General features: G+C 34.8%; 18 protein-coding genes, 1 pseudogene and 1 other annotated feature. Of the genes and pseudogenes, 4 read left to right on the forward strand and 15 right to left on the reverse strand.

The window, feature by feature from the left end:
• Positions 1-32: 32 nt before the first annotated feature.
• From AC3WJF_RS21195 to AC3WJF_RS21265, 15 genes and pseudogenes are all read right to left on the reverse strand, one after another.
• Positions 33-482 (reverse strand): hypothetical protein, encoded by a 450-nt coding sequence (locus AC3WJF_RS21195; protein ID WP_492455772.1) that lies wholly within the window; start codon positions 480-482, stop codon positions 33-35.
• Positions 483-630: 148 nt separating this feature from the next.
• The gene (locus AC3WJF_RS21200) at positions 631-867 is read right to left on the reverse strand and encodes an ATP-dependent Lon protease (protein WP_492455774.1); all 237 of its coding nucleotides are present in this window, start codon (positions 865-867) and stop codon (positions 631-633) included.
• A gap of 172 nt (positions 868-1,039) precedes the next feature.
• The gene (locus AC3WJF_RS21205) at positions 1,040-1,573 is read right to left on the reverse strand and encodes a ClbS/DfsB family four-helix bundle protein (RefSeq protein ID WP_492455776.1); all 534 of its coding nucleotides are present in this window, start codon (positions 1,571-1,573) and stop codon (positions 1,040-1,042) included.
• 96 nt (positions 1,574-1,669) lie between these two features.
• The gene (locus AC3WJF_RS21210) at positions 1,670-1,870 is read right to left on the reverse strand and encodes a DUF6199 family natural product biosynthesis protein (protein WP_492455778.1); all 201 of its coding nucleotides are present in this window, start codon (positions 1,868-1,870) and stop codon (positions 1,670-1,672) included.
• A gap of 188 nt (positions 1,871-2,058) precedes the next feature.
• Positions 2,059-3,204, reverse strand: coding sequence for an enoyl-ACP reductase FabV (fabV, locus tag AC3WJF_RS21215; protein ID WP_492455780.1), 1,146 nt, complete (start codon positions 3,202-3,204; stop codon positions 2,059-2,061).
• A gap of 196 nt (positions 3,205-3,400) precedes the next feature.
• Positions 3,401-4,267 carry a serine/threonine protein kinase gene (locus AC3WJF_RS21220; protein WP_492455782.1) on the reverse strand — a complete coding sequence of 289 codons (867 nt, stop codon included), beginning with the start codon at positions 4,265-4,267 and terminating at the stop codon, positions 3,401-3,403.
• A 147-nt stretch (positions 4,268-4,414) separates the two neighbouring features.
• Positions 4,415-4,870 carry an NUDIX hydrolase gene (locus AC3WJF_RS21225; protein ID WP_492455784.1) on the reverse strand — a complete coding sequence of 152 codons (456 nt, stop codon included), beginning with the start codon at positions 4,868-4,870 and terminating at the stop codon, positions 4,415-4,417.
• 186 nt (positions 4,871-5,056) lie between these two features.
• Complete coding sequence (locus tag AC3WJF_RS21230; protein ID WP_492455786.1) at positions 5,057-5,575, reverse strand: AAA family ATPase; 519 nt, start codon at positions 5,573-5,575, stop codon at positions 5,057-5,059.
• A gap of 270 nt (positions 5,576-5,845) precedes the next feature.
• A complete protein-coding gene (locus AC3WJF_RS21235) occupies positions 5,846-6,196 on the reverse strand; it encodes a helix-turn-helix domain-containing protein (RefSeq protein ID WP_492455788.1) in 351 nt (116 codons plus the stop codon).
• Positions 6,197-6,301: 105 nt separating this feature from the next.
• Positions 6,302-7,544, reverse strand: a pseudogene (gene tyrS, locus AC3WJF_RS21240) (tyrosine--tRNA ligase).
• A gap of 45 nt (positions 7,545-7,589) precedes the next feature.
• Positions 7,590-7,798 (reverse strand) — a binding site (T-box leader).
• A gap of 168 nt (positions 7,799-7,966) precedes the next feature.
• The gene (gene dnaN / locus AC3WJF_RS21245) at positions 7,967-9,097 is read right to left on the reverse strand and encodes a DNA polymerase III subunit beta (protein WP_492455790.1); all 1,131 of its coding nucleotides are present in this window, start codon (positions 9,095-9,097) and stop codon (positions 7,967-7,969) included.
• A gap of 137 nt (positions 9,098-9,234) precedes the next feature.
• Positions 9,235-9,756, reverse strand: coding sequence for a cysteine hydrolase family protein (locus tag AC3WJF_RS21250; protein WP_492455792.1), 522 nt, complete (start codon positions 9,754-9,756; stop codon positions 9,235-9,237).
• A 542-nt stretch (positions 9,757-10,298) separates the two neighbouring features.
• Positions 10,299-11,501: an amidohydrolase gene (locus AC3WJF_RS21255; protein ID WP_492455794.1), complete on the reverse strand. Its 1,203-nt coding sequence runs from the start codon at positions 11,499-11,501 to the stop codon at positions 10,299-10,301.
• Positions 11,502-11,520: 19 nt separating this feature from the next.
• Positions 11,521-12,951 (reverse strand): YfcC family protein, encoded by a 1,431-nt coding sequence (locus AC3WJF_RS21260; protein ID WP_492455796.1) that lies wholly within the window; start codon positions 12,949-12,951, stop codon positions 11,521-11,523.
• A 455-nt stretch (positions 12,952-13,406) separates the two neighbouring features.
• Positions 13,407-14,159: an IclR family transcriptional regulator gene (locus AC3WJF_RS21265; RefSeq protein WP_492455798.1), complete on the reverse strand. Its 753-nt coding sequence runs from the start codon at positions 14,157-14,159 to the stop codon at positions 13,407-13,409.
• Positions 14,160-14,285: 126 nt separating this feature from the next.
• Here AC3WJF_RS21265 and AC3WJF_RS21270 point away from each other — a divergent pair, with 126 nt between their 5' ends.
• The 4 genes from AC3WJF_RS21270 to AC3WJF_RS21285 all read left to right on the forward strand — a co-directional run bounded on the left by AC3WJF_RS21270 (position 14,286) and on the right by AC3WJF_RS21285 (position 19,306).
• A complete protein-coding gene (locus AC3WJF_RS21270; protein WP_492455800.1) occupies positions 14,286-15,158 on the forward strand; it encodes a dimethylarginine dimethylaminohydrolase family protein in 873 nt (290 codons plus the stop codon).
• A 46-nt stretch (positions 15,159-15,204) separates the two neighbouring features.
• On the forward strand, positions 15,205-15,969 hold the full coding sequence (locus tag AC3WJF_RS21275) for a dimethylarginine dimethylaminohydrolase family protein (RefSeq protein ID WP_492455802.1): 765 nt from the start codon (positions 15,205-15,207) through the stop codon (positions 15,967-15,969).
• Positions 15,970-15,997: 28 nt separating this feature from the next.
• Positions 15,998-17,599: a M20/M25/M40 family metallo-hydrolase gene (locus AC3WJF_RS21280; RefSeq protein WP_492455804.1), complete on the forward strand. Its 1,602-nt coding sequence runs from the start codon at positions 15,998-16,000 to the stop codon at positions 17,597-17,599.
• A 357-nt stretch (positions 17,600-17,956) separates the two neighbouring features.
• The gene (locus AC3WJF_RS21285; RefSeq protein ID WP_492455806.1) at positions 17,957-19,306 is read left to right on the forward strand and encodes a C40 family peptidase; all 1,350 of its coding nucleotides are present in this window, start codon (positions 17,957-17,959) and stop codon (positions 19,304-19,306) included.
• Positions 19,307-19,420: the final 114 nt, after the last annotated feature.

A 19,420-nucleotide genomic window follows, 5' to 3' on the forward strand; every position in this document is an offset into this window, starting at 1 on the left:
TGTCAAATTACTAACTATCTTTAGTTGTATAATTATGAAGTTAAACCAAGCATCATTTGTATCATATGCAATGAGTTATTAAAATTATATAGTGGTAACAAAACAGTAAATAAATTACTTTCTAAGATTGCTTTCCATAATTTCGATCCGTTACGAAAACTATTAATGAACAAAAATATTGATATAGTAACCGCAGAAAATAACAGCCATAATGAAGTTTTTTGTCTTTTTACTTCATATTTAATTTCATCAACCTGCCAAGTGTCATCACCAGAAAAGGTTTGAGTTATTACATTTTTTTCAATCCCTAACAAATTGAATGATTTTAGCGATACAGTATCTTTTTTCATAGTTTCGATATCATATCCATTTGGTAAATATGAAACCTTGTATACAATAATATATGAAACACAGGTAAGGATACTTGCAATTAATAAAAAGACTAAAAATTCTTTAACCTTTGTCATAAAATTGCTATTCATTTATTTACTCATTCCCCCATTAATATCTAAATGTTTCCATAAAAACCTAACAATTTTGTTGAACTAATCTGCTCTTTAGCACAATAAGAAAAAGCTGGTTCTCTTGTTGATCAGCTCTAGTCCCCTATAGTGAAAGAACCTTTTCTTTCTACTCTTCTTTATTCGTATCTTTTTCATCTTTCTCTTTTAAATAGCTTTCATATGCTTCTTTCACCCTATCAACGCCTACGACTGGTACAGTTTGTTTATGAATCTCATTTAATAAAACAAATGACCTAAAAATTACGCCAGCAATAATTACACAAAAAATATATATACCAATAGGTCCAAGGAAAACTAAAATACCTAAAATCCCAGCTAATAAAATTGACAATAATAACTTCATAAAAATCACCATCCCACTTCATTTTATAAAATATCGTTAATTCCTTTTTACCGTAGATTCATAACCAAACCAATAAATATTTTACGAATAGAATGTACAATAGTTTCAGAATGTTTTTTATTAAACAAAATTAACACGTTAGCTAAATAAGAGTTTTTTGTATGAATGAAGCCTATTTTATTAACAAATCCTTTTCCCCTTCAATTATAGACTTTGCAATAGCTTCACATTTTTTTATAGCCCAAATATAATGATTGGAAGTGTTTGCTGCAAAATAGCTGTATAAATTACTTGGTTTTGTCCACTTATAGTATTTTTTTGTCATGATTTCTTCATTGGTATGTGAATTAATTAGGTCCATTACTCTTTCATGGCTTAGCTTTAATTTTTTTATAGCCTGATTCAGTGTTACATCTTGATAGTTTTCCCAAATTTGCATATTAAGTAGCTTGATAGTACTCCATTTATAACCAGGTGCTGGCATAAAAGGAATATCTCCATCCATCCCTTCTCTGTACCATCTCTCAAGCATTGTATGCCATTCATAAAGATGCATTAATACATCCCGAAAATTCTTATCTCTTTCTCTAGTTTCAATAGAAATACCCCTTTTTCTGCTAGGTACAGATTCAATTATTTCAAGCAATGATTTAAAATTTTTATCATTATTCAGTAATAGAAGTTCTTTTTCACTTTTCGCTATCATAGTGATTACTCCTTTTTATAAAAGAATGTATGTCAAAAATTAGTGGGGATTGGCATTTTTTGATTAACACTCCTGTTGCTTAATGAAGAGTCAACTTTATGAAAGAAAAAAAGCAATGACCCCTCCGATACCAACAAGCGTCATCATTATACCTCCAAAACGGGTTGACCAAATGTATAAATCTGAAGGTTCCGTGCCGGCAGTTGATTTCCAACTCTCTGTTATTAACCAGAAAAGAGAAGGATTAATTATCATAATAACGCCAATAATTATTAAAATAATTCCAAGAATTATCATCTATGATTTACCACCTTTTAAATTTTCTGCTTTTAAAATAGTACGTTTTATTTATATTAAAGTTTCAATCTTCCTGAATTGCTCTGAACTATTAATTTAGCTTACAACTACTTGTCAAAGGATCTGGAATGATTAGAAAATAAAAACGAGCATCCTATTAAGGATACTCGTTATTAATAAAACGATTTTTACTCAACTTGATCTAATTCAAATCCAAACAAATGGAAGAAGTCTTCGCGGAAGCCGCGTAAATCAGTAAGCTCATAGATGTTATCTGAGTTAACATTCTCCCAAATCTCTGCTACTTTTTCTTGAACATCGTCTCGCATCTCCCAATCATCAATGCGAATACGACCTTTTTCATCTGTTTGAAGGGTTCCTTCGTTGTAGAGGAAATCACGATAAAGACGATTCATTTGTTCAATGCAGCCTTCGTGAATACCTTTTTCCTTCATTACTTTATAAAGTGCGGAAATATAAAGCGGAACGACTGGAATTGCAGTACTAGACTGAGTTACCAACCCTTTGCAGACAGTCACAATCGCTTGTCCATTGATCGATTCTAGATCTTTGGTTAGCTCGTGAGCAGTCGCTTCTAAATGATCTTTGGCTTGTCCTATCGTACCATTTCGATAAATTGGAAAAGTCATCTCTGGACCAATGTAAGAGAAAGCAATAGTTTTAGCACCTTCGCTCAGTACATCAGCTTCTTGCAATGCATGAATCCACTCTTTCCAGTCTTCGCCACCCATTACCTTTACTGTGTCGGCGATTTCCTCCTCTGTTGCAGGATGTAGCTCGGCTTGGGTTACCTCACCGGTATGAAAATCAACCGTTTTGTTTGAATAGTCAGCACCGATAGGTTTCAGCACCGAGTAGTGGGAAGTACCAGTATTAGGATCGACTCTCTTCCCAGCAGCTAAACTATATACAACCAAATCCACTTTTCCTAAATCTTGACGGATGAGATCGATTGTCTCTTGTTTGATTTCATGAGAAAAAGCGTCACCGTTTACATTTTTCGCATAGATTCCTTCAGCGTTTGCCAACTCTTCCAGAGCAGTCGTATTATACCATCCTGGGGAAGCGGTACGACGTTCAGTTCCTGGCTTTCCGGAGAAAATTCCTATCGTGTTCGCTCCCACTCCAAATGCAGAAACGATTCGGGCAGCAAGACCAAATCCTTTTGAGGCACCGATGACTAAGACGTTTTTGGGACCCGTTAGTTTTGGTTGTTCTTTTATGTATTCGACTTGTTTTTTCACTTGTTCACGACATCCATCTGGATGGGAGTTAGTGCAGATAAAACCGCGAAATCTAGGTTTGATATCCATGTAATACATCCTTTCTATATATAAATATTCCGAGTTATTATATCATTTTTTCGGTAGGAACGTTGTGGATTTATGTAAAATTAAACGTTCCATCTGGAAAAGGGAACCAGGCTACACGTTGCTTCCTACTAATCCTGAAAAAAGAGCTGGCTCTATATAATAGAAGCAACTCTTTTTGAATTCGCTATACATTATTTTATATAGGAAGTGATTCCATCCAATTATGATAAAAATCACTAATTGTTTTAAAACGATTGGAAGGTTTACTTTCCAATGCTTTCATACATATAGTATATAGATTTTTTGATGCTTCCCACTTCTCATAGCTTTTATCACTTCTACCGCCAATAAAAGCAAACGCTAATCCCGCTAAAGTATAGACATTCGTAGCACTAGTAATTTCAGCATTTAATTGATATTCTTCAGGTGCTTTAAAACGACTCGTTCCCCAAAAACCCTCACCAATATCATTAAAAACAGGTGCCTTTTTAAAAAAGTCTATATCACAAATATATAACTCATTATTTTTAAAATTATACAAGATACTGCCATCATAAAAATCAACCATAACGTATCCTTTAGCTTCTACAAAGGTTGCAAACTCATATATTTGTGTCAATATAGAAAGTCGTTGCTGCAAAGCTAAATTTCTAAGTTTAACAAAAGGGGAACTAGGTGAATGATACTTTTCATAGGGGGTAAAATCCCAATGATTGTGCATACATTCTCCATCTACCCACTTAAATTTTAACCCGAAACCGTGCTCAGTCTGAAATGACTCTAAATACTGAATTAATATTGGATGATGTATTTCTTGATATACTTTTTTAGCATCTTTTAAGCGCTGAATCGCTTCTTGTAAATCTCCCTTATATTCCAAATTCCTTGCACCTGCATATTTAATAAAATAGCGTTCGTCATTTTCTATTATTCCAAAACTAATATTTCCTGAATCTTGTTCGTTAAAAATCGTAAATACCTCAGCTCCATTTAGCCAATCGAAAGGATGGTATTCTTTAAGCGTTAATGGTGTTTTATTCTTACCAACGAATACTTCTATCAACTTTTACTCCTTTTATGAGTGTCCGTAGTTTATAGAGGGATGATACGTCACTCAAAAGTAATTTACCTCTACGGAGTGTTTAGAATTTTTCATATGACATCACACCTTTCATAGTGTAAATAAAATCCACTTTTCACAATCTGAGTTTTACTGAGATAAGGAAAGTGAATATTTTTTAATTAGGTTTTTTATTAAAGGATTAAGACTTTCTGGTAATTCATTTGCCTTGAAAAACTTTGCTTCCGTAGTTTCTATACCGTCTGCTTTAAGAACTCCGCCTTTAATTTCTTTTGAAACATATGCGATTGTAACAGGATAGAACTCATCGCCATTTGGCAATTTAACATAGTGCTGTTTTCCTGAAAAAACCCCAACCAAATCAAGTTTACCTATTTCAATGCCAGTTTCTTCTAAAACTTCTCTTCTCCCTGCTTCTTCTGTAGATTCACCTAATTCAATAAATCCACCAGGAACTCCCCAAACCCCATCATTTCTTTTTTGTAATAAAATCTCTCCTGTTTCGTTAATTACTGCTACTGCAACTCCAACTAATATAAGAGGTTGATGCCCAACAACTTTGCGAAGTTCTTCAATATACCCCATAATACCCTCCGGAAAAATTTCAAATATTTTCTATTTAACATATTTCGACAACTATATATATTTTTCCTTTTTTCCACTAAACTGATTTTCACCTAAAGAAGTCGCTTGAGGTATACATAATTGGGTGTCACATATATATTTTTCTGCCCTTATAGTTCAATAAATAGAAAACGGTTAAACATGATTTTAGATCAATTTATATTTTTGATTGTTTATTATTTCATTGATTACATCATTAGGTGTATTTTTACTTGTATCCAAAATATGCTTCTCATCTAATCCTGATTCCATAAACTCATTAGCTAAAATTAAGCATCGTTCCCCCATTCTATGCTCTGGTTTTCTCAAATTATCTCTCATAATTAATGTCTCAGTATCTGTCCACAGAACCACATAAATAACCTCTATATTTAAGTCTTTTAAATTGTCACTAAGCCATTTTGCTTCTTTCGGGAATGTTACATAATCCACAACTACATTATTGCCATACCTATGAAAATTTTTAGTAAGACATAAAATGTTGTCCCAAATCAAAGATATTTCTTCATCACTTTCCCATGGTTTTTTTCTCCCATTCACATGCATATGACTAATGTAGTCACCAGATATATAGGCACTGGATGTTAACTTTTTTGCCAGTTCTTTTGAAGTAGTGGATTTTCCTATTCCTGCTGGTCCTGATAATATATAAACCTTATTTTCCATTAAGAAGTCCTCCTAATAACAATCTCCAGTTTGTAATTCTATCTTACGGTTGAAATCCCTTTTTCAGCTAAACATCCATTACTGAAATTAGAAAAAGCATCCCTAATTAATGGAATGCATCCTTTAGCTTGTAGTTCTATTTCATCTCTCAGCTTGAAACACGTCGGAATAATTAGAAGTTCTTTCTTAAGCTATCCAGCCACGATAGTTGCAAATAAATACGCTCCAACATTGTCGGAAGAATTTTTAGCTTTTTAACTTGTTAGAGTATTACTCGTCGCCATCATTTTGATATTTCAACCATTTATCTATCTCTGATTTTAAAAATCTTTCTTGATTATCAATTTTCACGTATGGAATAAATCGATAAATATCATATTCGCTAAATTTTGCCTTCTCGAAGTCATCCTTCATAATAATGTTTTCTACTGATTCCTCGCTTATTTGAAGATATTCGGCAAGTTGTTTTTTAGTCATCAAATCAGGATTGGTATACATTGTTATTTGAGAATGATTAACCCCATTCACTGAATTCGAAAAGGTACTTCTAAAAATAATAGCAGATGTTACTAATGATATCCCCAATATAAATGCACAAGCCAAAAAAGTTAATTGTTTCAAGTTTTAACCTCCATACATCAAAATACAAATTTTTAAAATTACAACTATACTAATCTCTAAATTATTTACGGTTGAATAACCAAAATTGTTTCATAACAATTTTGGTTATTGCAATTTAATAAATTTACGTTTTCCAACTTGAATAATATGCTCACCTGTAATGTTAACTTGCAAGTTTAAGTCATTCACTTTAACCCCATTTACTCTAATGCCACCATTCTGAATCATTTTTCGAGCTTCCGTTTTTGATTTTTGTAGATTCAGCTCTACTAATAGATCCACTAATAGAATTTCGTTTGGACCTCCCGATTTAACAACGGGAATTTCATCTGGTAGTCCACCTTTTTGAAAAACAGCTTTAAAGTTTTCTTCTGCTTTCTCAGCATCTTGATTGCTATGGTACATTCTTACTATGTTTTTTGCTAAGAGCATTTTTGCATCTTTCGGATGAAGATCTCCTGCAATCAAATCTTCTTTTATTTTTTTCTTTTTGATCCAAAGACAAGTCTGTAACTAGGTCAAAATATTTCTGTATTAAATCATCAGGTAAGGACATTGTTTTTCCGTACATCTCATTAGGAGTCTCATCGACGCCGATATAGTTATTTTTTGATTTCGACATCTTTTCTCCCCCATCAAGCCCCTCTATTAATGGTAGTAAGAGAACGATTTGTTTTTCCTTTCCATAATGTTCTTGCAAATGTCTGCCCATAAGAACATTAAAGTGTTGGTCAGTACCACCAAGTTCTATGTCACTTTCAAGTGCAACTGAATCGTAGCCTTGCATTAAAGGGTAGAAAAATTCATGTAAAGATATAGGTTTTCCTGCAGAATATCTTTCCGTAAAGTCATTTCGTTCAAGTAATCTTGCTACAGTTATACTGGATGATAATTTAATAACATCTTCAAAACCAAGAGTGCTTAACCACTTTGAGTTATTATGTAGTTCAACTTTCTCCATATCTAACACTTTGCTAAACTGTTCAAAGTACGTTTTTGCATTATGTTTTACTTCTTCATCGGTAAGTTGTTTTCGTACGGTTGATTTACCGGTAGGATCACCTAATTTGCCAGTAAAATCTCCAATAATAAGTTGAATAATATGCCCATTCTCCTGAAATTGTTTCAGTTTATTCAAAACAACCGTGTGTCCTAAATGAACGTCTGGAGCTGACGGATCTAGCCCTAACTTAACTTTTAGAGGGATATTCTTTAACAACGACTTAGCAATTTTATTTGTTAGTTCATTCTCAGGAATTATCTCTACTACTCCATTATGATAAATATCAAACTGCCTATTAACTTCTCTTATTTGCTCACTTGTTAGCTGTTCTAAAAATGATTTCATAAGTCTTTCCTCCTTATTTATGCAAATAAAAAACCACGTCCCAAACAAAGGGACGTGGTTAACGCGGTACCACCCTTATTGAAGATTTCCTCTTCCTCTCAAACAAATAACGGTTCATCCGTCCTTCACTACTATTAAATCGTAAAGGAAGTTCAAGGAGGAAATTCGCTCTTACCTTTGTACTGATTTTCACCATCCATCAGCTCTCTACAACAGGGAGATAAGATACTACTGATTCCTATCATTACTTTTTGTAATATTTAGTTTCTACATATTGTACTCACACTTTATAAAAAATTCAATCTTTTTTCAATGAATTGCATTTTAATATCCATCCAATGTTAAGTTTTAAAGTTAATTCAATTGATTTTTTATTTGGAGGTTCAGCTGTCTTTTTAATGAATCCCATTATTCTTTGTTGTTTATCTTGAACGAACAGGAGAAATGATATGGAACTGGGTTGAATCATTTGCGGGTTCGATTAATATCGGGCTCATTGCACCGCCTAAGCTAATTTTCACATTCCCATCTTTAATCGACTTTAAAGCATCCATCATATATCTACCATCCAATGATAAACTCATTTCTGCAGCACCAGTACAGCTCTTCACATTAATAGTTTCTTCTATATTTCCAATATCTGAAGAATTTGATGATAGTGTGATGTTATTATCTTCTCCTATATAAAAACGAATATTGTTATTTTTCCATTCGCTTGCAAATAAACATGCCCGATCAAACCCATTTAATAATTGCTTCGTATTCACCACCAGTGTGGTTTTGAACTCCTTAGGTACTAGCCTTAATACATTTGGATAATTTCCTGCAATTAATCTTGAATACAGAGAAAAAGTTTCCGTTCGAAACACAATATAATTTTCTGAAAGGAAGATATTGATTTGTCCAGACTGATTGTTCATTAATTTCGTGAGTTCAATCAAGCTGGATGCAGGAACAATAATGGAACGATTTACATTTGAATCGATGCTCCATTTTTTTACAGCTAATCGATAAGAATTAGTGGCCGCACATGTTAATTGAGTCTTGCTAAAAGACATATTTACCCCAGTCAAAATAGGATTCGATTCCGTTTTAGCTACTGCAAATACAGTCTGAGCTATCACTTCGGTTAATTCTTCATCCATCATTATTATCTTATTTTTGTCATCAATTACAGGTAGATTAGGATACTCTTCAGACCCGAAACCATTTAACTGGATTTTAATATCATTTGAGATCAAATTTATGGCATTAGTATCATCAGCTTTAATATGGATATCACCTGGCAGCTTTTTCACAATGTCGGTCAAATGTTTTGAGGAAACGACTACACTACCTGATTTCTTTAAATCCAGTACCTTTTCCCCATTTAACACGGTTGGAATAGACCTTTCAATCACAATATCAGAATTACTTCCAATCAGTGTCAATCCTTTATGATCAGCTATCATCTTTATGCCTGTTAAAATCGGAAAAGGAGTCCGTGAAGAGACCGCTTTACTTACATCAGATAAAGCTCCAATTAGATTTTCTTTATGTACAGTAAATTCCATTATTTTTCTCCTTCTATTAGAAAAAGTTTCCACTTAATCCTTTCCATTTCTTCCAAAATGCTTACTTAAAAATGGCAGATTGATCCTTAAATCTATTAATCATACAAAAGCCCCCCCTGCACTATCACCATTAATTATCAGCTGAATTTAATGTCTTTGCTCGGGATAACATCTGCAAACCACCGTAGTACGTTATTGTGATGATTAATAATTTGCTGAGCAGATATTTCTTCAGAACTCCATGTACTATGTGTATCAGAAACTAAGGTTACTTTATATCCCATACTAAAAGCCCTTCTACAGGTTGTATCTACACATATCTCTGTCTGAATTCCTGTTAAGTATAGATGCTCAATATCTTGATTTCTTAATTCTAAGTCCAATAGTGTTTCAAAAAAGGAATCCGGAGTTGTCTTTTGTATAATAATGTCATCTTCTTGTGGAAGAATATCTGGATGAATCTCCCATGCTTTTGTCCCATGTTCCAATTCTTCTCCAGCAGGTTCATTGTGTTGAACATAAATAATTGGCGTATTTGTATTACGGGCTTGGGTTAATAACTCTTTTATATTCTGAAGCAATGAATCTCCTTTATACACTTCATTACCTTCTGGAAACATACCATTTTGAACATCAATAACCAATAATGCTTTTTTCATCAATTTTCCTCCTCATTTTAGAAACGTATGTTCTTAATATTTCTATAAAAAAGATTAAATTCCTTCTTTTACTTTTTCTGTTGATGGTATTGATAGAAAATACTAAATTTTTTGTCCACTGGTTGGTGCGATTGTTGAATGGTTTTTGAAAAAACAATATTAGTAGAAACAGAGATGCGAACTATGACAAGTATAGGTCTCTGGGTCACCAATCGGGGTTTTTGGTTACCCAAATCGAAGTTCTAGTGCAGTTCGGGTAACCAATCGACGCTTTTGGTTACCGAAATCGAAGCTCTAGTGCAGTTTGGGTAACCAATCTAAGCTATAAAAATAACAACTTAATCTAAAATGTAAAAAATAGGAATAACCCAACTAAGTCTGAATAAATAAAAAACACACTGCAAATTCAAATGTGAAATCCAGTGTGTTTTGCTTTATTATTTCATTGTTTGCACTTCTAAAGGGACCCCGTTAATGAATCCATGCATTTTTAATAATCATATATTTGGTTATTCCGATTCGAAAAATGTTATTAACAAACTCTATTCATTTTCTTCCATTGCATTAATTTTATTATGAAAATCTTCTTTTACTTTCTTGAATAATTCGGGGTTTTCAATTAGCGTCAACATCGTATAGCCTATTAATCTTGCTCCTTGATCAATGATTTCCTTAGCCTTCTCACTTTTCATTACATCAACCATATCCTGAGAATGTAAAGTGAAAAAATGATCAGTGGTCGCAAGCATAGGATGGAAGGCAGGACATTCATAGCTGACATTGCCTATATCTGAACTACCTCTTAAACCATCATCATCTATAAAAGGAATGTTTAGTTCCTCCAATACCGATGCAATTACTTTATTTCCTGGTTCATTAAATAACATATCACTATAGTCATAGCCCATTGTTTCAATTTCATAGGTGGTTCCGGTCGCAATGGATGCACCTTTCACACAGTTACGAGCTTTTTCTAGAATAGTATTCAAATATTCTCGGTTGCTGTGACGGAGTTCCAATTGTATTTCTGTATAATCTGGAATAATATTAGATGCTTTTCCGCCTTCAACCATATAGTAGGACATCCTTGTATCAGGTAGTACAAGTTGCCTTAGCATATCAATTGCATGGAATGTCAACTGGGCTGCACTAAGGGCATTTCTTCCATTCCAAGGTGAGGCAGATGCATGTGCCGTCTCTCCATAGAATTTAACACGATACGCACTGAGAGCTAAAAAATTGGTATTAGGTAGGGTTACATTGGAATTCAAATGTACCATCATCGCAAAATCATATTCTTTAAATACACCTTGATTCACCATTTCAACCTTGAGACCATGTAACTCTTCGTCTGGTGTACCAATTAAATCAATGTTTACATTTAATTTTTCACTAATGTTTTGGAGAGCAAGTGCAGTTAGCAAGCTTATACTTCCGCTTGCACTATGGCCACATCCATGGCCTAAGTCAGGCAATGCATCATATTCAGCGAGGATAGCCATGTTTGCACTCGCATTCTCAACCTTGCAAACTCTGGCACGAAAAGCAGTAGGTAAACCACAGAAATTTTCTTCGACCTCCATGCCATTTCCATTACAAATCTCCACGAATTTTTTACAAGCTTCAAATTCTTCACCAGAAAGTTCAGGGTTCTCTGCAAGAAAATAGTTTAATTGATGGGCAATTTCTCTTTTTTTCAATAATTCTTGCTCAAATAAATCTTTTAAACCGCTTGTCGTATTCATTTAGATTCTCCTCCTAAAGTTAAAATGGTCCATAATGTATCGCTTGCGCAATAATTAAAAAGATGATTACGATAATAAATTGGATAATCACATAAGGTAGAACCCATTTCACCCATTTTGAAAAGGAAATACCCATAATCCCAAGACCTGCTAACAATACACCACCTGTTGGGATAATTAAATTGGACACTCCTGCACCCATTACCGTTGCAAGTACCGTTGTTTGTCTCGTTACACCAACAAGATCTGCTAATGGAGCCATGATAGGCATTACTAAGGATGCATGTCCACTTTCAGATGGAACGATGAAATGGATGAAAAAGTTAGCAATAGCAATACCTATTGCCGTAATAGCCGGTGGAAGACCATCAATCAAATTAGAAGTAAAATGTAAAATAGTATCTAGTAATCCTCCAGCAGTAAGAACAACGAGAATAGTATTCGCAACACCAATAATCATCGCTCCAGGCATCATATCAGAGCAACCTTTTAGAAATCCATCAGCCATTTTATTTGGAGATATTTTCCCAATGATCCCCATAATGATTGCCCCTAGTAAAAACACCGCTGCAATTTCACTTATATACCAACCAAGACTAATAACACCATAAATGAGGGCTATAAAGCAAAATAAAAGGACAAATAACGAGATTGCATGCCTTTTGCTCATTTTGTGATGAGTCTCAACCTTTGTGTCGGTAGATTTTTCAAACCTTCCATATTCCGCTAACTCAGGATTCTTTTCTATTTTATTAACATAACGCAAAATGAAGAGGACGGTCAAAATATAGAACACAACATAAAGAGCAATACGTAAGCCAATTCCTGAATACATCGGAAGTTCGGCAACCGTCTGTGCCACACCAATCGTAAATGGATTGGTGATACCGGTTGAAAATCCCGCACCTATTACTCCGAGAAAAACAATTGCAAAACCTACCAAAGCATCAAAACCTAAAGCAATGGCCATTGGGACGACAATCGTAATATAAACCAGTGAGTCTTCTGCGGAGCCGATAAGAGTACCAAGTAAAGAAAACAAAAGGACCATAACTGGTATAACCAATTTTTTCTTAGAACCAAATTTTACAGCCGTAAATTTGATCAATGCATCGATTGATCCAGTTACTTGCATGATTCCAAGAGCACCTCCAAATAGTAAAACAAACATGATAATGGGTGCACCATTTACTAAACCTGTATGAAAGCTTTTAAACATTTCAAGTAATCCTACTGGTGTAGACTTAACAAGTTCAAATTTTGAAGGGACGATAACCGTTCTTCCATGACTTTCAATTCTCTCATAGTGGCCAGCAGGAATAATATAAGTTAGTAGAGTAATGACAACAATGATACAAAACATGAGAACATAGGCATTTATACCTTTAGGTGGTTTTTTCTTTTGTGGTTCGGTGTTGGCTTCTACATTCGTTGCTTCTATAGATTTCACGACGATCACTCCTATATGATTGTGTTTGATGGTTTTAACGTTATTATTGCGATTCATTATGCATTATGTATGAAATGCGATCATTATTGTCCCCCTCTGCCCATTCTTACTATTTTTTAATAGAGAACCAGAATGATGCCGGCTTTTTTACTAGAATGTTCGAAACAAGTTGAAAGCTCTTAAATTCTGAATCGCTATAAAACAGTTGCATACCCCCATGTAAACGCTACCAAATTGAAGCATAAAATCAATCGGGTTTTCCACATTACGGAAACGATTTCCGCATTAAAGGAAAATGTATTTTTTATTATAATCAAACAATTCCTAAATTTCAATACAGAAAAAAATAAATTCAAACCAGATTTTTTTCCAAAAATAAACATTTAAATAAAAAAACACCTCCTCATTTGGTATAAATTCAAATAGAACTTACCCAAATGAAGAGGTGATACTTTTTAAAAAATATTAGTTATTGTTCGATTTCCTAGTTTCTCACTAATATGTTTAGCTGCTTCGGACAATGTGGAAATTAATAATTGAAGACGATCTTCTGTTAAATTGAACTCCACAACGAGGATGCCAATTGCTCCATAGACTTGATTATAACCATTTATAATCGGTGCTGCGATCGATTTTGTCCCTTCCATTCTTTCATAATTCCCAATTGCATACCCTTTTTTTCTAATATGTATTAAATCAGCATGGAACGCTTTCTGCTTTTCCTTCGAAATAAGTGCCCGTATCATTCTATTCCTCTCATTTTCTTCCATATATGCAAGTATGGCTTGATTATATGGACCACTATTTAGAGGAATCCTTAAACCAATATTATCGTATGCTCTAATGGCACTTACATGGCTATCAATCCGTTCAATTATGAGAGACTCATTTCCCATCGGTTTATAAAGATAGACACTTTCCCCTATCTTATTCATCAGCTTTTCCATTTCCGGGCGTATATGACTTACATGATCGATACTGTCATAAAGACGTAAGCCATACTCCAACCAAATAGCACCCATCTTATATTGCTTTGTTTGTTCATCTTGTTCTATGAGACGATGCTTCTCCATTGCTTTTAATAATCGGTGTAATGTACTTATTGGATAACCTGTTTCTTTCGCTAACTCAGAAATGGATAGTTGGTTACTTGGAGATTTATTAATTAAAATGGCTGCTATGTTCATTGCTTTATCAAAAGATTGCATACAAATACTACAACTCCCTAACGAATATTCTCAATATTGACATTATACCAAAACCATGATTATAATGAAATCGAATTTCCATTATTCAAAAACAATTTCCGTATAGTGGAATAGGAGGCGGATAGTATGTATAGTTCCTCGATGTATCACTCATTAAAACGAGTAATTGTGAAACATCCTAAAGATGCTTTCCTTAATCAGGGGCATCTTGATGATCATTGGAAAAGGTTTAACTATGTAAGTGTACCTAACTACAACAAAGCATTAGTTGAATATGGGGAGTTCATTGACATTCTGAACAAGCATGTGGATCAAATTGATTATTTGACATCATCCAGCAATGTTGGGCTCGATTCCATTTATGCTCATGATCCCGTCAAATTCACAAAAAACGGTGCCATAATTTTGCGTTCAGGTAAGAAACTTAGACAACCTGAAGCAGATGCTTACAAAGCTTTTTTACAGGAAAACGGTATTCCCATTATTGGTGAACTAAGTGGAGAGGCAGTCTGTGATGCAGGTGATCTAGTTTGGATTAATGATCGAACTTTAGCGGTTGGTAACGGTTATCGTACAAATGCTGAAGCCATCAAACAGCTCAAAGAGATAACAGCGCCATTTGTTGATCAGTTTATTGAAGTCCCGCTACCACATGACCTAGGAGAAGAGGAATGCCTTCACCTTATGTCATTGATTAGCATTGTCGACGAAAACCTAGCAGTGGTGTATTCCCCACTTCTACCTGTCTTTTTCAGAAGATTCCTAATTGAAAACGGTTTCGAACTTATAGAAGTACCAAAAAACGAATATGAAAACCTCGGATGTAATGTATTAGCTTTAGCCCCTCGGGTTTGTGTCATGACCGCAGGAAACGAAGAAACCAAAAGGAAACTGATCGAAGCTGGAGCAACAGTATATGAATATGCTGGAAACGAAATTTCGTTTAAGGGTACCGGTGGTCCAACTTGCCTTACTTGTCCAGTCATACGTCAAGCATAGAAGGTATATTTCTAATAATACGTGAATAATAGAAGGAGAGATTAACATGAATTTTGCGAATATCATTGTAAAGAAACCTGGGAAAACCTTTGTAAATGGTTTAACAACTTCAAATCTAGGAACACCAGACTTTGAAAAGGTATTGGTACAACATAACGACTACATAGAAGCACTTAAAGAATGCAGTGTTACCATAACCGAGCTTTCAGAGAATGTGCAGTTTCCAGATTCTACTTTTGTAGAAGATACAGCAGTTCTAACGAAAGATTTTGCCATCATTACGAATCCCGGTGCTAACTCGCGAAATGGTGAGAAAGATGAAATGGATCCTGTCGTGAAAGGCTTTTTCAATAAAGTCTATTACATTCAATCACCTGGAACCGTTGATGGCGGTGACGTTTTACAAGCAGATAATCATTTTTATATCGGTATTTCTGAACGAACTAATCAAGAAGGAGCATTACAATTCAAGGACATTGTGGAATCAGAAGGCTATCAGGCAACAATTATTCCATTAGAAAAATTTTTCCATTTAAAAACTGGAATTGCCTATCTAGGAAACAATTTAATGGTTGTAGCAGGAGAATTTATCGATCATCCAGAATTTGCATCTTATGATAAAATTATCGTTTCAGATGAAGAAGAGTATGCTGCAAACTGTATTCGAGTAAATGATTACGTGATTATCCCAAACGGCTTCCCAGAAACAAAACAGAAAATTGAAGAAGCTGGTTATAAAACAATCGCTCTTGATATGTCCGAATTTAGAAAACAAGATGGCGGTTTAAGTTGCTTATCATTACGATTTTAACTAGTAATCTATCAGGAAGGAGATTACCATGAGCCAATTATTATGGAATACACCAGAAGATTTAGAGAGCTTGCTTTATGAACTAGTTGGTTGGGAGAGTGAAACCTTTTCAGAAGGCGAAAAATTATTTTCAAAAAAACTGCTGGAAAAGATGAGTAAACTGCCATATTTCTGCGAGCACTCTGAATATCTAGAATTAACTCCAATTGATAAGGGGCGTTCTTTCTTAACCGCCCTGTATAAAAATAAAAATGTAACTAATACGGTTGTGCTTATTAGTCATTTTGATACCGTTGAAACCGAAGAATATGGTCAGTTGCAGTCCATTTGTCGTAATCCTGTTCAATTGACGGAAGCACTTCACCAACACAAGGATCGCTTATCAAAGAATGCCGTGAAAGATTTAGAATCAGGTGAGTATATATTTGGTCGCGGAACGATGGATATGAAGATTGGGCTAGCTATTCACATGGCACTAATCGAAAAAGCAATAAATGAAAAATGGCCAGTGAATCTTTTACTTGTTACGGTTCCTGATGAAGAAGTGAACTCAACAGGTATGCGCGCCGCCGTGAAAAAAATGGTGAGTCTAAGTGAAGAACACTACCTTGTCTATCGGCTATTTTTAAATAGTGAATCGTCCTTTTCCCAAAATCCCGAGGATGAAAATCACTATATTTATACTGGTACCATTGGAAAAATCATGCCTTCCGTATTATTTTATGGCAAGGAAACACATGTCGGGGAACCATTAAAGGGCATTACCGCCAATTACATGGCAGCTTTTTTCAATCAACAAATGGAATGGAATCCATTATTTCAAGAGGAGCATCTCGGGGAAAAGACACCACTGCCTGTATCACTGCAACAAAAAGATTTAAAACAAAATTATTCTACCCAGACACCTGCCCGTGCACAAGCACTATATAACGTCTTTATGATGCAGCGCTCGGCAAAGGATGTAATGGATCGCTTTGAACAAATTGCAGAAGAAGCAGTAGCTCGATGTAATGAAGCCTACCGTAATCTTTGTGAACGGGAAAACATAAATGGTGTCGGTAAGATTCGTGTAATGCGCTATGAGCAGCTCAAATCGTATGCATGCGAAAAGCTTGGTAATAGTTTTGTAGATACAATCCTTGCAAAAGCCTTACAAATGGACGGGTTGGATGAACGGGATCAATCATTCTTTGTAGCCGATCAACTGATGCTCAATTGTCAGGAATTAGCACCAGCCGTGATACTCTTATTCGCACCACCGTATTATCCTGCAGTTAATTCAGCAGACGAACCATTGGTCCAAAAAGCACTACAAACATTGCAGGAAATGACAAACCAAATGAATATTTCATTAAAGCCAGTCAACTACTTTAACGGAATATGTGATTTAAGTTACGTCAACTATCAAGACAATAACGATGGATGGACAAGTTACGAGAAGAACTCACCAATTTGGGGACAAGGATACTTTATCCCATTCGAGGACATGAAAAAACTCAGAGCCCCTGTCCTCAATGTCGGTGCCTTCGGCAAAGACGCCCATCAATTATCGGAGCGCCTCCATAAAGAAAGTGCGTTTGTGCAAACTCCAGTGTTGATAGAGAAATTGATTCGGAACTTGTTTTGTTAGTATGGTAATATTCTAGAAATAAAAAATGCTCACGGACCTTGGGTTTATAAGGGGTTGTGAGCATTTTGTTATGGATCGCGGTAGTTAGGTGAAGAAATTAGATTTAAGTTATTGTTATTTCTATATTAAATTTACCTTTGAATATTGTGACATTTGTTAACGTCTACTAAAAAAATCATTCCCCTAACTTGTATTTATATTGTAGTAATTGTTACTAAACTGTTAGGTTTCTTGTAACTCCTGATTTAGCAAGGCCTAAGCCGATAGCAAACAGTGCAGGAATAAATAACCATAAAAATACACAATTTTTATATGCTAGAATCGAAGCTAGATAGAACAATATTTGGAGGTAACCGAATGAAAAAACATCTAGCAACTACAGCATTAGCAGTTACACTTGGTTTAAGTACGATACTAGTACCTTCGTTAAATGAAGTAAAAGTATCAGCCGCTTCTATTAATCCTCAAAATAATCAAGCAGCGGTCGAGGCAAAAGCTGATCAATTAATTCAAACAGCTAAGAGTTTAATAGGAAAGGCAACATACAGTAATACGGAGTATAAACCAACGGCTCCATATAAATTTTCTTGTGCATCTTTTATGATGTATATTTTTGAACAAAACGGAGTCGATTTAGCTACGTATAATGAAGATTACATGGTTCAACAAGGAACTTATGTACCAAGAAATGAACTACAAAAAGGGGATCTCGTTTTCTTTAAAAGTAAGACAACAGGTACTGATCCAGATCACGTAGGAATGTATATTGGCGATAATAAAATCATTCATATGGCTGATTCACAGCAAAATATCGTTATTTCAGACATGGATAGCAAACCTTATTATACGGATAGCTATTATTCTGCTAGACGAGTATTACCAACCTTACTGCCATCAAACCCAGCAACTATTGGAGATAACATTGTTGGAACTTCCTATGATTTGATGAATAAAGTAACAATGGGGAACATAAATGACGAAGCAGCATTGAAATTTACAAGTACCGGTTTTCTCAATTATGTTTATCAAAAAAATGGAGTAGCATTAGGTACAACAAACCTTAAAGATCTCATGAATAAAGGAACAACTGTTTCTCAAGAAAACTTAAAAAAAGGAGATTTGATCTTCTTCAACAATACGGTTGGTTCAACTACGCCGGGATCAGTTGCAATATATGCAGGAGACCATCGAATTATCGTTCCAAATTCAAATGGAATTATTACTAGGGTTCTCTTTGTTGATTACTACAAACAGCACTATATAACGGCAAAACGTGTTTTCACCGAAAATACTGCTCCAATTGAAAAACCACCAGTAACAAGTACATCATCAGCCGCAGATAAAGTAGTAGATTCTGCTACAAATCTTATCGGAAAAGCAAAATTTGGTTATGTTTATGATGAAAATTCCTTAACATTTACTCCTGCTGGATTTACGTATTATGTCTTCAAAAATCAAGGTATTGACTTAAAAGATAAACTAGCAAGCCGTCAAGCAGATATTGGCCAAGCAGTCCAGAAAGCAGATCTGCAAAAAGGCGATTTAATTTTCTTCTCTGGTGATAATAGTGGGACAACAATCACTAATACAGGTATTTACATCGGAGATAATAAATATATTCGCTTAGCTTCAAATGGTGTTGTTACAGAAGATTTATCATCCAATTGGGCTAATCAAAACTATGTAAAGGCACGTCGCGTTTTATAGAACTATCCCCTATTCAATTAACGGACGCGATTGTGGAATAATCAAAACCACCAGTGTGAACTGGTGGTTTGCTCTGCGGCTGAAAGCCTCTCTTACCGGCCTTGGCCTTAAAGG

The organism is Heyndrickxia sp. FW510-T9, from assembly GCF_058781025.1.

Bases quoted from the DNA above. Each gene is read 5' to 3' on its own strand.
- dnaN (WP_492455790.1), bottom strand. From the start codon at position 9,097: ATGGAATTTACTGTACATAAAGAAAATCTAATTGGAGCTTTATCTGAT.
- AC3WJF_RS21200 (WP_492455774.1), bottom strand. From the start codon at position 867: ATGAAGTTATTATTGTCAATTTTATTAGCTGGGATTTTAGGTATTTTA.
- AC3WJF_RS21195 (WP_492455772.1), bottom strand. From the start codon at position 482: ATGAATAGCAATTTTATGACAAAGGTTAAAGAATTTTTAGTCTTTTTA.
- AC3WJF_RS21265 (WP_492455798.1), bottom strand. From the start codon at position 14,159: ATGCAATCTTTTGATAAAGCAATGAACATAGCAGCCATTTTAATTAAT.
- AC3WJF_RS21210 (WP_492455778.1), bottom strand. From the start codon at position 1,870: ATGATAATTCTTGGAATTATTTTAATAATTATTGGCGTTATTATGATA.
- AC3WJF_RS21225 (WP_492455784.1), bottom strand. From the start codon at position 4,870: ATGGGGTATATTGAAGAACTTCGCAAAGTTGTTGGGCATCAACCTCTT.
- AC3WJF_RS21250 (WP_492455792.1), bottom strand. From the start codon at position 9,756: ATGAAAAAAGCATTATTGGTTATTGATGTTCAAAATGGTATGTTTCCA.
- AC3WJF_RS21275 (WP_492455802.1), top strand. From the start codon at position 15,205: ATGAATTTTGCGAATATCATTGTAAAGAAACCTGGGAAAACCTTTGTA.
- AC3WJF_RS21280 (WP_492455804.1), top strand. From the start codon at position 15,998: ATGAGCCAATTATTATGGAATACACCAGAAGATTTAGAGAGCTTGCTT.
- fabV (WP_492455780.1), bottom strand. From the start codon at position 3,204: ATGGATATCAAACCTAGATTTCGCGGTTTTATCTGCACTAACTCCCAT.
- AC3WJF_RS21285 (WP_492455806.1), top strand. From the start codon at position 17,957: ATGAAAAAACATCTAGCAACTACAGCATTAGCAGTTACACTTGGTTTA.
- AC3WJF_RS21205 (WP_492455776.1), bottom strand. From the start codon at position 1,573: ATGATAGCGAAAAGTGAAAAAGAACTTCTATTACTGAATAATGATAAA.
- AC3WJF_RS21270 (WP_492455800.1), top strand. From the start codon at position 14,286: ATGTATAGTTCCTCGATGTATCACTCATTAAAACGAGTAATTGTGAAA.
- AC3WJF_RS21230 (WP_492455786.1), bottom strand. From the start codon at position 5,575: ATGGAAAATAAGGTTTATATATTATCAGGACCAGCAGGAATAGGAAAA.
- AC3WJF_RS21255 (WP_492455794.1), bottom strand. From the start codon at position 11,501: ATGAATACGACAAGCGGTTTAAAAGATTTATTTGAGCAAGAATTATTG.